Source organism: Saccharothrix sp. DSM 118769 (assembly GCF_052936295.1).
Window position 1 is genome coordinate 3,505,112 of the sequence record NZ_CP193627.1, and the last position, 14,846, is coordinate 3,519,957.

2 protein-coding genes are annotated in these 14,846 nt (G+C 75.7%); both read left to right on the forward strand.

All coding sequences use genetic code 11. The annotated features are described in order from the left end of the window. Positions 1-51 precede the first annotated feature (51 nt). Positions 52-10,182: an SDR family NAD(P)-dependent oxidoreductase gene (locus tag ACRAKJ_RS15555; protein ID WP_438920626.1), complete on the forward strand. Its 10,131-nt coding sequence runs from the start codon at positions 52-54 to the stop codon at positions 10,180-10,182. Positions 10,183-10,364: 182 nt separating this feature from the next. Continuing rightward, positions 10,365-14,834, forward strand: coding sequence for an SDR family NAD(P)-dependent oxidoreductase (locus ACRAKJ_RS15560; protein WP_438920627.1), 4,470 nt, complete (start codon positions 10,365-10,367; stop codon positions 14,832-14,834). The last annotated feature ends 12 nt before the right edge of the window (positions 14,835-14,846 follow it).

A 14,846-nucleotide genomic window follows, 5' to 3' on the forward strand; every position in this document is an offset into this window, starting at 1 on the left:
CCCGACAGGCCCCGACAGGCCCTACGACTGCATCACCTACGCGAGGTTGTGATGGTGGACCAAGACAAGCTCCTCGACCTGCTCAAGCGAGTGACCGGCGACCTCCACGAGACGCGCCGCCGCTTGCGCGAGGTCAAGGCCGAGAGCCACGAGCCCATCGCGATCGTCGGCATGGCCTGCCGGTTCCCCGGCGACGCCGACTCGCCCGAACAGCTGTGGGACCTCGTGGTCAACGGCCGCGACGCCATCGGCGGGTTCCCCGACGACCGGGGCTGGGACCTCGGCGGCCTGTTCGACGACGACCCCGACCACCGCGGCACCACCTACGTGCGCACCGGCGGGTTCCTGCCCGGCGCGGGCGGGTTCGACGCCGAGTTCTTCGGCATCTCGCCGCGCGAGGCGCTGGCGATGGAACCCCAGCAGCGGCTGCTGCTGGAGGTGACCTGGGAGGCGCTGGAGCGCACCGGCATCGACCCGACCTCGCTCAAGGGCAGCCAGACCGGCGTCTACGTCGGCGTCTCCGCGCAGGAGTACGGGCCGCCGCTGCACAACCCCGGCGACACCGTCGACGGCTACCTGCTCACCGGCACCACGTGCAGCGTCCACTCCGGGCGGTTGGCCTACACGCTCGGCCTGGAGGGCCCGGCGCTGTCGATCGACACGGCGTGCTCGTCGTCGCTGGTCGCGGTGCACTCGGCGGTGCAGGGGCTGCGCTCGGGCGAGTGCACGCTCGCTCTGGCGGGCGGCGTGAACCTGATGGCCTCGCCGGGCATCTTCGTCGACTTCGCCCGCCAGCGCGGGCTGGCCCCGGACGGCCGCTGCAAGTCGTTCTCCTCCGACGCGGACGGCACCGCGTGGGCCGAGGGCGTGGGCATGCTGCTGCTGGAGCGGCTGTCCGACGCGCAGCGCAACGGGCACCGCGTGCTCGCGGTGATCCGGGGTTCCGCGGTGAACTCCGACGGCGCGTCCAACGGCCTGACCGCGCCCAACGGGCCGTCGCAGCAGCGCGTCATCCGCGCCGCCCTGGCCAACGCGGAGCTGACCACGGCGGACGTGGACGCGGTGGAGGCGCACGGCACCGGCACCCGGCTCGGTGACCCGATCGAGGCCGAGGCCCTGATCGCCACCTACGGCCAGGACCGGACCGAGCCGCTGCGGCTGGGCTCGATCAAGTCCAACTTCGGGCACGCCCAGGCCGCCGCCGGTGTCGCCGGGATCATCAAGATGGTCGAGGCCATGCGGCACGGCACGCTGCCGCCGACCCTGCACGTCGACGAGCCCTCGCCCGAGGTCGACTGGTCGGCGGGCACGGTAGAATTGTTGAACAATCCTCTCCCGTGGCCCGAGCTGGACCGGCCGCGGCGGTCGGCGGTGTCGTCGTTCGGCATCAGCGGCACCAACGCGCACGTGATCCTGGAGCAGGCGCCCGAGGTCGCCGTCGAGGAGCCCGCGGCGCGCACGCCGTTGGCGGCGGTGCCGTGGTTGGTGAGCGCGGCGACCGCCGAAGCCCTGCCCGCGCAGGCCGCCCGGCTGGTGGCGTTCCTCGACCCGACCGGTTCTGCCGGCCCTGCGGGCTCTGCCGACTCGGCGGGCCTGGCTGGCTCTGCCGACTCGGCGGGCGCGGCGGGCCTGGCTGACCCGGTGGATGTCGGTTACTCGCTGGCCACCGCCCGTGCCGCGCTGCCGCACCGGGCCGTGGTGGTCGGCGCGGACCGGGGGGCGTTGCTGGAGAACCTGACCGCCTTGGCCGAGGGCCGGGGCGTGGTGGGGCGTGCGGCTGAGGGCAAGTTGGCCCTGCTGTTCACCGGTCAGGGTTCGCAGCGGGTCGGCATGGGGGAGGGCCTGTACGAGGCGTTCCCGGCCTTCGCTCGCGCTTATGACGAGGTGTGCGCCCATCTTCCGGGTGTTCGTTCCGGGGTGGACCTGGATCAGACTGGTAACGCGCAGCCGGCGATCTTCGCGTTGGAAGTGGCGTTGTTCCGGTTGGTGGAGTCGTTCGGTGTGCGCCCGGATTTCGTGGCGGGTCATTCGATCGGTGAGATCGCGGCGGCGCACGTCGCGGGTGTGTTGTCGCTGGCGGACGCCGCGACGCTGGTGGAGGCTCGTGGTCGTTTGATGCAGGCGTTGCCCGCCGGTGGTGCGATGGTGGCGGTGCAGGCGTCGGAGGAGGAGGTGCGCGAGCACCTGTCCGATGCGGTGTCGCTGGCCGCGGTCAACGGGCCGAACGCGGTGGTGCTGTCGGGTGTGGAGGGTCCGACGCTGGCGGTGGCGGCGCGGTTCGCCGAGCTGGGGCGCAAGACGAAGCGTTTGACGGTGTCGCACGCGTTCCACTCGGTGTTGATGGAGCCGATGCTGGACGAGTTCCGCCAGGTCGTGCGCGAGCTGACCTTCTCGGAGCCGTCGATCGCGGTGAACGACCGGTGGACCGACCCGGAGTACTGGGTCGAGCACGTCCGTGCCACGGTCCGGTTCGCCGACACCGTGACGGGGTTGGAGGAGTCGGGGGCGACCTGGTTCCTGGAGTTGGGTCCGGACGCTGTGCTGTCCGCGCTGGTCGAGTCCGGCACCGCGGTGCCGGCGCTGCGCAGGGACCGCGACGAGGCCACCACCCTGGTCACCGCTCTCGCGACGTTGCACGCCCACGGCGCGGCAGTGGACTGGGAGAAGTACTTCGAGGGCAGCGGGGCTTCGGTCGTCGACCTGCCCACCTACGCCTTCCAGCACGAGCACTTCTGGCTCGACCACGGGCAGGCCACCGACGTCACCTCCGTGGGCCTCACCGCGACCGACCACCCGCTGCTCGGCGCGACCGTCTCGGTCGCCGACCACGACGGCCTGCTGCTCACCGGCAGGCTGTCCCTGGCCACGCACCCGTGGCTCGCCGACCACGTCGTCCAGGGGGCCGTGCTGGTCCCCGGCACCGCGTTCGCCGAGCTGGCCGTGCGCGCCGCCGACGAGGTGGGCTGCACGGGCGTGGAGGAGCTGGTCCTCCAGGCGCCGCTGGTGCTGACCCACGGCGCGGTGCTCGACGTCCAGGTCGTCGTCGGCGCGGCCGACGAGGCCGGTCGCCGCCCGGTGTCGATCCACTCGCGCGTGCCGGACCACCCCTGGACCCCGCACGCCACCGGTGTCCTCGGCAACCCCGTCGCGCGGCCGACCGCGCTGCCGTGGCCGCCGGAGCACGCCGAGCCGCTGTCGCTCGACGACGCCTACGAGAAGCTGGCCGAGGCCGGGTTGCGCTACGGGCCGCTGTTCCAGGGCCTGCGCGCGGTGTGGCGGCGCGGTGACGAGGTCTTCGCCGAGGTGGCCCTGCCCGACACCGCCGACGCCGAGCGGTTCGGCATCCACCCCGCCCTGCTCGACGCCGCGCTCCAGGCCACCGCGATCCCGGAGACCGCCGAACGCGGTGCGGTGCCGTTCGCGTGGAGCGACGTCACCCTGCACGCCCGCGGCGCCACCGAACTGCGCGTCCACGCGTCCCCGGCGGGTGACGGCGGGATCGCGCTCGCCCTGGCCGACGCCACCGGCGAGCCGGTGCTGACGGTCGGTTCGCTGGGCGTCCGCACGCCGGGTGCGCCGGTCGCCACCGGGCACGAGCACCTGTTCCGCGTCGAGCCGGTGCGGGTGGCGCCGGGTCGGGTCGACGTGGCGCACGAGGTCTTCGAGGTGCCGGCGACCGACCCGCTCGACGCGGCCACCGCCACCGTCCACGCGCTCCAGGACGCGGTGGGGGGCGACGGCGTGCTCGTCGTCGTGACCGCCGGGTCGCTCGCGCACGCACCCGCCGAGGGCGTGGTGCGGGCCGCGCAGGCCGAGCACCCGGACCGGTTCGTCCTGGTCCGCGGTGACCGTGAGGACGTGCCGGCGGCGGTGTCGACCGGCGAGCCGGAGGTCCACGTCCGCGACGGCGCGCTGTTCGCGCCGCGCCTGGTCCGGGCCGTGGCCGGTGAGGCGTCCGCGCTCGACCTCGACGGCACCGTCGTGGTCACCGGCGGCACCGGCGGGCTCGGCGCGCTGCTGGCCCGCCACCTCGTGACCCGGCACGGCGCGCGGTCGCTGCTGCTGCTCAGCAGGCGCGGTGCGGAGGCACCCGGCGCGGCGGAGCTGGTCGCGGAGCTGACCGAGGCCGGCGCATCCGTCGTGGTGGCCGCGTGCGACGTGGCCGACCGCGAGGCCCTGGCCGCGTCCCTCGCGCTCGCCGAACGGCCGGTCGTCGGCGTGGTGCACGCCGCGGGCGTCCTGGACGACGGCGTGCTGACCGCGCTGACCCCCGAGCGGGTGGAGCGCGTGTTCCACCCGAAGGCCACCGCGGCACGGCACCTGCACGAGCTGACCGAGGGCCTGTCGTTCTTCATCACCTTCTCCTCGGTGGCCGGGCTGTTCGGCTCGGCGGGCCAGGCCAACTACGCCGCGGCCAACGCCTACCTGGACGCGCTGGCCGAGCACCGCCGTGCCGGGGGCGAACCGGCCCAGTCGCTGGTCTGGGGTCCGTGGGCCGAGGGCATGGGCGGCGCGCTGACCGCCGCCGACCGCGACCGCACCGCCCGGGACGGCTTCGGCGCGCTGAGCGCCGAGGAAGGGCTCGCGCTGTTCGACGCGGCCGTCGCGGACGGGTCGGCGGTCGTCGTCCCGGTCGGCCTGGACCTCGGCGCGGTGCGCGGGAGCGCCGCCGTGCCCGCGCTGCTGCGCGGCCTGGTGCGCGCCCCCGCCCGGCGCACCGCGCGGGCCGCCGGGACCACCGGCCTGGCGCAGCGGTTGGCCGCGCTGCCGGACGCCGAGCGCGCCCGTGCGCTGGTGGACCTGGTCCGCATGCAGGTCGCGGTCGTCCTCGGCCGCGCCGGCGCGGACACCGTCGAGCCGGACCGGGCGTTCACCGAGCTGGGCTTCGACTCGCTGACCGCCGTCGAGCTGCGCAACCGGCTCGGCGAGGTGACCGGCCTGCGGCTGCCCACCACCCTCGTCTTCGACCACCCCACGCCGCAGGCGTTGGCGCGCTTCCTCGGCGAGGAGCTGGTGGGCGAGCCGGAACCGGTGCGCGCCGCCGTGAGCGCGGTCGCCGCCGCCGACGAGCCCATCGCGATCGTGGCGATGGCGTGCCGCTACCCGGGCGGGGTGCGGTCGCCGGAGGACCTGTGGGACCTGGTCGCCACCGGTGGCGACGCGATCTCGCCGTTCCCGACGCGCCCCGGCTGGGACGTGGACGGCATCTACGACCCCGAACCGGGCCTGCCGGGCCGGACCTACACCCGCGAGGGCGGGTTCCTGCACGACGCGGGCGAGTTCGACCCCGAGTTCTTCGGGATCTCGCCGCGCGAGGCGCTGGCGATGGACCCGCAGCAGCGGCTGCTGCTGGAGACGTCGTGGGAGGCGCTGGAACGCGCCAGGCTCGACCCCGCGTCCCTGAAGGGCAGCGCCACGGGCGTGTTCGCCGGGATCATGTACTACGACTACGCCGCGAGGCTCGGCACCGTGCCGGACAGCGTGGCCGGGTTCCTCGGCACGGGCACCTCGGGCAGCGTGCTGTCCGGTCGGGTCGCCTACACGCTGGGCCTGGAGGGCCCGGCGGTGTCGGTGGACACGGCGTGCTCGTCGTCGCTGGTCGCCCTGCACCTGGCGGCGCAGGCGCTGCGCTCGGGCGAGTGCACGCTCGCCCTCGCGGGCGGCGTCACGGTGATGGCCACGCCGGAGACGTTCCTGGACTTCTCCCGGCAGCGCGGCCTGGCCGCGGACGGCCGCTGCAAGTCGTTCTCCGCCGACGCCGACGGCACCGGCTGGTCCGAGGGCGCGGGCGTGCTGGTGCTGGAGAAGCTGTCCGACGCGCGCCGCAACGGGCACCCGGTGCTCGCGGTCGTGAAGGGCTCCGCCGTCAACCAGGACGGCGCGTCCAACGGCCTCACCGCCCCCAACGGCCCGTCGCAGCAGCGCGTCATCCGGCAGGCGCTGGCCAACGCCGGCCTGTCCACGCAGGACGTGGACCTGGTCGAGGCGCACGGCACCGGCACGCGGCTGGGCGACCCGATCGAGGCGCAGGCGCTGCTGGCGACCTACGGCCGCGACCGGGAGGAGCCGCTGTACCTGGGCTCGATCAAGTCCAACATCGGCCACACCCAGGCCGCCGCGGGCGTCGCCGGCGTGATCAAGGTCGTCATGGCCATGCGCAACGGCGTGCTGCCGCGCACGCTGCACGTCACCGAGCCGTCGGCGGAGGTCGACTGGGACTCCGGGCTGGTGTCGCTGCTCGGCGAACCCCGCCCGTGGCCCGAGCTGGACCGGCCGCGCCGGGCCGGCGTGTCCTCGTTCGGCATCAGCGGCACCAACGCGCACGTCGTGCTGGAGCAGGTCGAGCAGCCCGAGGTCGCCGGGACCGGCACGCCGGTCGCGGTGCCGCTGCTGCTGTCCGCCAAGAGCGACGGCGCGCTGAGCGCCCAGGCCACCGCGCTCGCGTCCCTGCTCGACTCGGCCTCCCCGGCCGACGTCGGCTACTCGCTGGCCACCACCCGGACCGCGCACGAGCGGCGCGCCGTCGTCGTCGGCTCCACCGCCGACGAGCTGCGCGCCGGGCTGGCGGCGGTCGCCGCCGGTCGCGGCGTGACGGGCCGCGCGTCCAGCGGGAAGCTGGCGGTGCTGTTCCCCGGCCAGGGCACGCAGCGGGTCGGCATGGGGGCGCAGCTGCACGCGGCGTTCCCCGCGTTCGCCGCCGCGTTCGACGAGGTCTGCGAGCACCTGCCGGTCATCCGCGACATCGACACCCCCGAGACGATGAACCGGATGGGCTACGCCCAGCCCGCGATCTTCGCGCTGGAGGTGGCGCTGTTCCGGCTGGTCGAGTCGTTCGGCGTCCGCCCGGACTTCCTCACCGGCCACTCCGTCAGCGAGATCGCCGCCGCGCACGTCGCGGGCGTGCTGTCGCTGGCGGACGCGGCCACGCTGGTCGAGGCGCGCGGTCGCCTGATGGAGGGGCTGCCGCCCGGCGGCGTGATGGTCGCCGTCCAGGCGAGCGAGGACGAGGTGCGCGGGCACCTGTCCGACGAGGTGTCCCTGGCCGTGGTCAACAGCACGTCCTCGGTGGTGCTCTCGGGCGTCGAGGGGCCGACGACGGCGGTGGCCGACCACTTCCGGTCGCTGGGCCGCAAGGTCAAGCTGCTGCCCATCTCGCACGCGTCCCACTCGGTGCTGGTCGAGCCGATGCTCGACGAGTTCCGCCGGATCGCCCGGACCCTCACCTACCGCGAACCGGCCATCCCGATCGTGTCCACGGTGACCGGCCTGGTCGCCGACGGCATGACCGACCCCGAGTACTGGGTCCGCAACGTCCGCGAGCCGGTGCGGTTCGCCGCCGCGGCCGAGGTGCTGGCCGACCTCGGGGTGACCCGCTTCCTGGAGGTGGGCCCGGACGCGATGCTGTCCACGGTGGTGGAGTCCGGCCCGGCGGTGCCCGCGATGCGCAAGGACCGCGACGAGGTCGTCACGCTGGTCACCGCCCTGGGCACCCTGCACGTGCACGGCGTCGAGGTGGACTGGCCCGCGTTCTTCCGGGGCGCGCGCGCGATCGACCTGCCGACCTACCCGTTCCAGCGCAAGCACTTCTGGCTGGAGGCGACCGGCGGGGCCGACGTCGCCGCCGCCGGCCTCACCTCGCCGGACCACCCGCTGCTGGCCGCCGGGCTGTCGCTGGCGGAGGGCGACGGCACCGTGCTGACCGGCAGGCTGTCCCTGGCCACCCACCCGTGGCTGGCCGAGCACGCGGTGCTGGACACCGTGCTGCTGCCCGGCGCGGCCCTCGCCGAACTGGCCGTCCGCGCCGGTGACGAGGTCGGCTGCGCCCGCCTGGCCGAGCTGACCCTGCGCGCCCCGCTGGTGGTGCCCCCGTCGGGCGCGGTGGAGGTGCAGGTGGCCGTGTCCGGCGACCGCACCGTGTCGGTGCACTCGCGGCTGCCCGGCGACGAGTGGCAGCTCAACGCGTCCGGCTCGCTCGCCGAGGACGCCGGCGCGCCCGCCCGGTTCGACTGGCCGGCCGACGCGGAGGAGGTCGACGTCAGCGCGTTCTACGACGACCTGGCCGGCAAGGGCTTCGCCTACGGGCCGCTGTTCCAGGGCCTGCGCCGCGCCTGGCGACGCGGTGACGAGCTGTTCGCGGAGATCTCGGTGCCGGAGGAGGCGCACGACGCCGCCGCCCGGTTCGGCATCCACCCGGCGCTGTTCGACGCCGCCCTGCACGGCATGTTCCTCGGCGCGGGGGAGGAGTCGGGCGCGCTGCCGTTCGGCTGGACCGACGTCACCCTGCACGCCCGGGGCGCCACCGCGGCCCGTGCCCGGCTCACGTTCACCGGGCCCGGCGAGGTCGCCGTGGAGATCACCGACCCCGCCGGCGCGCCCGTGCTGTCGGTCGGCTCGATGGTGGTGCGGCCGGTGACGGCCGACCAGCTCAGCGGTGGCGCGGAACGCTCGCTCTACCGGGTCGAGCACGTCCCCGTCGAGGTGCCCGCGGTCGCCCGCACCACGTGGCTGGCCTGGGAGGACGTCGCCGACGCCGTGCCGCCGGTCGTGGTGCTGCCGCCGGTGGCGGGCGAGCTGCGGCCGGTGCTCGACACCGTGCTCGACGTGCTGCGCCGGTTCCTCACCGAGGAGCGCTTCGCCGGTTCGCGGCTGCTCGTGGTGGTCGGCGACGGGCTCGTGGACGCCGCGGTGGGCGGCCTGGTCCGCTCCGCGCAGAGCGAGAACCCCGGCCGGATCGCCCTGCTCGACGGGGCACCGCACGACGGCTGGGTGTCCGGTGTGGACAGCGCGCTGGCGGTGGGCGAGCAGTGGGTGAGCCTGCGCGGCGGCGCGGTGGAGGTGCCGAGGCTGGTGCGCGCCGAGCCGGGGGACAAGCCCCGCTGGGAGCCGTCCGGCACGGTGCTGATCACCGGCGGCACCACCGGGTTGGGCGCGCTGATGGCCGAGCGCCTGGTCCGCGAGCACGGCGTCCGCAAGCTGGTGCTGACCAGCCGCCGGGGTCCGGACGCGCCGGGCGCGGCCGAACTGGTGGCCTCCCTGGCGGAGCTGGGCGCGGAGGCCGTGGCCGCCGCCTGCGACGTGTCCGACCGGGACGCGGTGGCCGCCCTGCTGGCCGGCGTGCCCGACCTGACGGGCGTGGTGCACGCGGCGGCGGTGCTCGACGACGGCGTCGTCACGGCGCTCACCCCCGAGCGGCTCGACCGGGTGCTCGCGCCCAAGGTCGACGGCGCGCGCCACCTGCACGAGCTGACGCGGCACCTGCCGCTGACCGAGTTCGTGCTCGTCTCCTCGGTGTCCGGCGTGGTCGGCGGACCCGGCCAGGGCAACTACGCGGCGGGCAACGCCTACGTGGACGCGCTGGCCCGCGCCCGGCACGCCGAGGGGCTGCCCGCCCGCTCGCTCGCCTACGGCCTGTGGGACCCGGAGCACGGCCTGGGCGGCAGCCAGGACCCGGCCTCGGTGGAGCGGATGCGCCGCGACGGCTTCGGGATGCTGGAGGTCGACGAGGGCCTCGCCCTGTTCGACCTGGCGGGCGGACCGGTGTCGGTGCCGGTGAAGCTGAACCTGGCCGGGCTGCGCGAGAAGGCCGCGGCGGGCCTGCTGCCCGACCTGCTGAGCGGTCTGGTGCGGGTCGCCGCCCGGCGGACCGCGGGTCCCGCCCAGGACGCCCCGGTGAGCGGGTTCGCGGCGCTGGCCGCGCTGTCCCCGGCCGAGCGCGCCGAGGCGGTGGTGGACCTGGTCCGCGAGCACACCGCCGAGGTGCTCGGCTTCGGCGAGGCCGAGGACATCGAACCGGACCGCGCGTTCACCGAGCTGGGCTTCGACTCGCTGACGTCGGTGGAGCTGCGCAACCGCCTGGCCGCCGCGGCCGGGCTCCAGCTGGGCGCGACCGTCGTGTTCGACCACCCGACGCCGGCCGCGCTCGCGGCGCACCTGCGGGGCCTGGTCTTCCCCGCCGACGACCGGCCCGCGCCGGACGAGGACCGGCTGCGCCGCGCGCTGGCGACCGCCACGGTGGACCGGTTCCGCGAGCTGGGCATCCTGGACGCCCTGCTGGCGCTGGCCGCCGAGCTGCCCGACGACGCGGTCACCGCGCCCGTCGGGGACGCGGTCGACGAGGACGACATCGACGCGCTGGACGTGAGCGACCTCGTCTCGCGCGCCCTGTCCACCGCCCGCGACTAGGGACCGGTGAGCCGAAGGGGACCCCCGCCGCGCACCCGGCGGGGGTCCCCTTCCGTGTTGTCGGACCAGTGGGTGCGCGGTTACCGGTGGGTGGTGAAGGGCCTGCGGCGACCGGCCCCGATCCGGTCAGGATGAAGTCACGTCCGAGCCCCGAGGCTCCTTCCCCCGGTCCGGAGAAACCCATGTCGTCATCGCAAGAACTGGTTGCCGCGCTGCGCGAGTCGGTCAAGGAGAACAGCAGGCTTCTCGCCCGCAACCGGGAACTGGTCGAGGCGGCCCGCGAGCCCGTCGCGATCATCGGCATGGGCTGCCGCTTCCCCGGTGGCGTCGACTCGCCCGAGGGGCTCTGGCAGCTCGTCGCGTCCGGCGCGGACGTGGTGTCCGGCTTCCCGACCGACCGCGGCTGGAACCTCGACGAGCTGTTCCACCCCGACCCCGACCACGAGGGCACCTCCTACGCCCGCGAGGGCGGTTTCCTCCACGACGCGGGCGAGTTCGACCCGGAGTTCTTCGGGATCTCGCCGCGCGAGGCGCTCGCGATGGACCCGCAGCAGCGGCTGATGCTCCAGGTGAGCTGGGAGGCCGTGGAACGCGCTGGCATCGACCCGTCCGGGCTCAAGGGCAGCGCGACCGGCGTGTTCGCCGGCGTGATGTACCACGACTACGGCAGCAGCGCCTCGGAGCCGCCCGAGGGCGTCGAGGGCTTCCTCGGCATCGGCAGCGCGGGCAGCGTGCTGTCCGGCCGGGTCGCCTACGCCCTGGGGCTGGAGGGTCCCGCCGTCTCGATCGACACGGCGTGCTCGTCCTCGCTGGTCGCCGTCCACCTCGCCGCGCAGGCCCTGCGCTCCGGCGACTGCTCGCTGGCGCTGGCCGGCGGCGTCACCGTGATGGCCATCCCGCACACCTTCGTCGAGTTCTCCCGCCAGCGCGGCCTGTCCCCGGACGGCCGCTGCAAGTCGTTCTCCGCCGACGCCGACGGCACCGGCTGGTCCGAGGGCGCGGGCGTGCTGCTGCTGGAGAAGCTCTCCGACGCCCGCCGCAACGGCCACCGCGTGCTGGCCGTCGTGCAGGGTTCGGCGGTCAACCAGGACGGCGCGTCCAACGGCCTCACCGCCCCCAACGGCCCGTCGCAGCAGCGCGTCATCCGCGCGGCGCTGGCCAACGCCGGACTGTCCACGACGGACGTCGACGTGGTCGAGGCGCACGGCACCGGCACCACCCTCGGCGACCCCATCGAGGCCGACGCCCTGCTCGCCACCTACGGCCAGGGCCGGACCGAGCCGCTGTGGCTGGGCTCGGTCAAGTCCAACCTCGGGCACACCCAGGCCGCCGCCGGCGTCGCCGGGATCATCAAGGTGGTCGAGGCGGTCCGCCGCGCCGAGCTGCCCCGCACGCTGCACGTCACCGAGCCCTCCCCGCACGTCGCCTGGTCCTCCGGCGCGGTCTCGCTGCTCACCGACCACCGGCCGTGGCCGGCCGTCGACCGCCCGCGCACCGGCGCCGTGTCCTCGTTCGGCATCAGCGGCACCAACGCCCACGTCGTGATCCGGCAGGCCCCCGAGGAACCGCCGCGCGAACCCGGCACGCCGCCCGTCAGCGTGCCGTGGGTGCTGTCCGGCCGCAGCGAGCAGGCGGTGCGCAGGCAGGCCGCGCGCCTCGCCCGGGTCGTGCCCGACCTGGACCCGGTGGACGTCGCCCACACCCTCGCCACCGGCCGCGCCGCGCTGCCGCACCGCGCCGTCGTGTTCGGCCCGGACGACCTGGCCGCGCTGGCGGCCGGCGAGCCCGCGCCGGGCGTGGTCACCGGCGAGCGGACCGCCGGCAAGCTCGCGTTCCTGTGCACCGGGCAGGGCTCCCAGCGGCTCGGCATGGGCCACGAGCTGTCCGCCCACCCCGTGTTCGCCGAGAAGTTCGCCGAGGTCGCCGACCACCTGGACCGGCACACCGGGTTCGCGCTGCTGGACGTGCTGCACGGCAAGGTGGCCGAGGCGGTCCACCAGACCTCGGTGACGCAGCCCGCGCTGTTCGCGTTCGAGGTCGCCCTGGCCGAACTGGTCCGCTCCTGGGGCGTGGTGCCCGACTTCCTGCTGGGCCACTCCATCGGCGAGCTGACCGCCGCGCACCTGGCCGGCGTGTGGTCGCTGGAGGACGCGGCGAGGCTCGTGGCCGCCCGCGGCAAGCTGATGCAGGCGCTGCCGCCCGGCGGCGCGATGATCGCGGTCGAGGCCACCGAGGACGAGGTCGTGCTCGGGCCCGGCGTCGGCGTCGCGGCGGTCAACGGCCCGAGGGCGGTCGTGCTGTCCGGCGACGAGGCCGCCGTCACCGCCGCCGCGGCCCCGTTCGCCCGGACGAAGCGGCTCCCGGTCAGCCACGCCTTCCACTCGCACCTCGTCGACGGGATGCTGGACGCGTTCCGCGAGGTCGCCCGGGGCGTCCGCTACTCCGCGCCGCGCATCCCGCTGGTCTCCAACGTCACCGGCGCGCTCGCCACCGCCGAGCAGGTCACCGACCCCGAGTACTGGGTGCGGCACGTCCGCGAGGCGGTCCGGTTCGCCGACGGCGTGGCGACCCTGCACGCCAAGGGCGTCCGCAAGTTCGTCGAGATCGGCCCGGACGGCGCGCTGTCCGCGCTGGGGGCCGCGTGCGCGCCGGGCGCGGTGTTCGTGCCCGTGCAGCGCAAGGACCGCGACGAGGTCACCGCCGCCGCCCTCGCCCAGGCCGCGCTGTTCGCGCACGGCGTCGAGATCGACTGGCGACGCGTCTTCGAGGGCTCCGGCGCGACGGCGGTCGACCTGCCGACCTACCCGTTCGAACGGGAGCGGTTCTGGCTGGCCGCCCGGTCCCGCAACCGCTCGGACGACTGGCGCTACCACGTCCGCTGGGCGTCCGCGCACACCACCGCCGCCCCGCTGGGCGAGTGGAGCGTCGTGGGCCGGCCCGGCGACGCCTGGGCCGAGGCCGCCGCACGGGCCCTGGGCACCCGGGTCGTCACCGAGGCCCGCGCGGGCGACGTGCTCGCCTTCCCCGAGGACGGCGCCGCCGCGGCGGCCCTGCTGCGGGAGGGCACGAGGCTCTGGTGCGCCACCACGGGCGCGGTCGCGGTCGGCCCGCAGGAACGGGTCGCCTCGCCCGCCAGGGCGGAGGTGTGGGGCGTCGGCCGGGTGGCCGCCATCGAGCAGCCCCGCGCCTGGGGCGGCTGCGTGGACCTGCCCGACACCCCCGACGACCGGTCGGTCGCCCGACTGCTGGAGGTGCTCGCGGGCACCGAGGACGAGGTGGCGATCCGTCCCTCCGGCGTGCACGCCCGCCGGTTCGTCGAGGCGGGGACGGGCACCCGGTCGGCCGGCGGGTGGGAGACCGGCGGCACGACCGCCGGGTGGACCACCACCGGCACGGCGCTGATCACCGGCGGCACCGGCGCGCTCGGCGCCGTGGTGGCCCGGCGGCTGGTCGAGGCCGGCTCCCGGCACCTGGTGCTGCTGTCCCGGCGCGGCCCGGACGCGCCCGGCGCGGCCGAGCTGGCGGACGAGCTGACCGCGCTCGGCGCGCGGGTCGACGTCCGCGCCTGCGACGCCACCGACCGCGACGCGCTGGCCGCCGTCGTGGCCGGGCTGGACGACCTGCGGGTCGTCGTGCACACCGCCGGGGTCCTGGACGACGCGCTGATCGCCGACCTGACCCCCGAGCGGTTCGCCGCCGTCACCCGGCCCAAGGTCGCCACCGCGCACCACCTGCACGAGCTGACCGCCGACCGCGAACTGGACGCCTTCGTGCTGTTCTCCTCGCTCGCCGGCGTCCTCGGCAACGGCGGGCAGGCCGCCTACGCCGCCGCCAACGCCCACCTCGACGCCCTGGCCGAGCAGCGCCGCGCCGACGGCCTGCCCGCCACCGCCGTCGCCTGGGGCCCGTGGGCCGGCGGCGGCATGGCCGAGGCCGTCGACGGCGGCCTGCGCCGCGCCGGTCTGCGGCCGATGGACCCGCGCGCCGCGGCCGACGCGCTGATCCGCGCGCTGGCCGCCGACGACACCGCGGTGACCGTGGCCGACATCGACTGGCCCGTCTTCCTCGACGGCCACCGCCGCTCGCCGCTGCTGGACGAGATCCCGCGCCCGCAGGCGGCGACGCCCGCCGAACCGCCCCGCGACGACGTCCGCGACCGGCTGGCCGGCCTGATCGAACCCGAGCAGCGCCGCCTGCTGCTCGACCTGGTCCGCCAGGTCGTCGCCGCCGTGCTGGGCCACCAGGGCACCGCCGCGATCACCCCGGACCGCGCGTTCACCGAACTGGGCTTCGACTCGCTGACCGCGGTCGAGCTGCGCAACCGCCTGGACGCGCTGACCGGCCTGACCGTGCCGCCCACGCTCGTGTTCGACCACCCGACCCCGCAGGCCCTCGCGGACCACCTGTGGGCGGAGCTGGTCGGGGACGCCGGCGCGGACACCGGCGCGGGCACCACCGGGGACGCGCTGCTGCGCGACCTCGACGCCATCGAGGCGGTGCTCGGCGGGCTCGACCCCGCCGACGAGGCCCTCGCCACCGCCACCGCGCGCCTGCGCGCGCTCGCCGCCAAGTTCGGCACCACGCCGGACGGCCTCGGCACCTCGTCCGACGACGAGCTCTTCGCCTTCATCGACCAGCAGCTCGGCGCCTGAGCCGGTGCACAC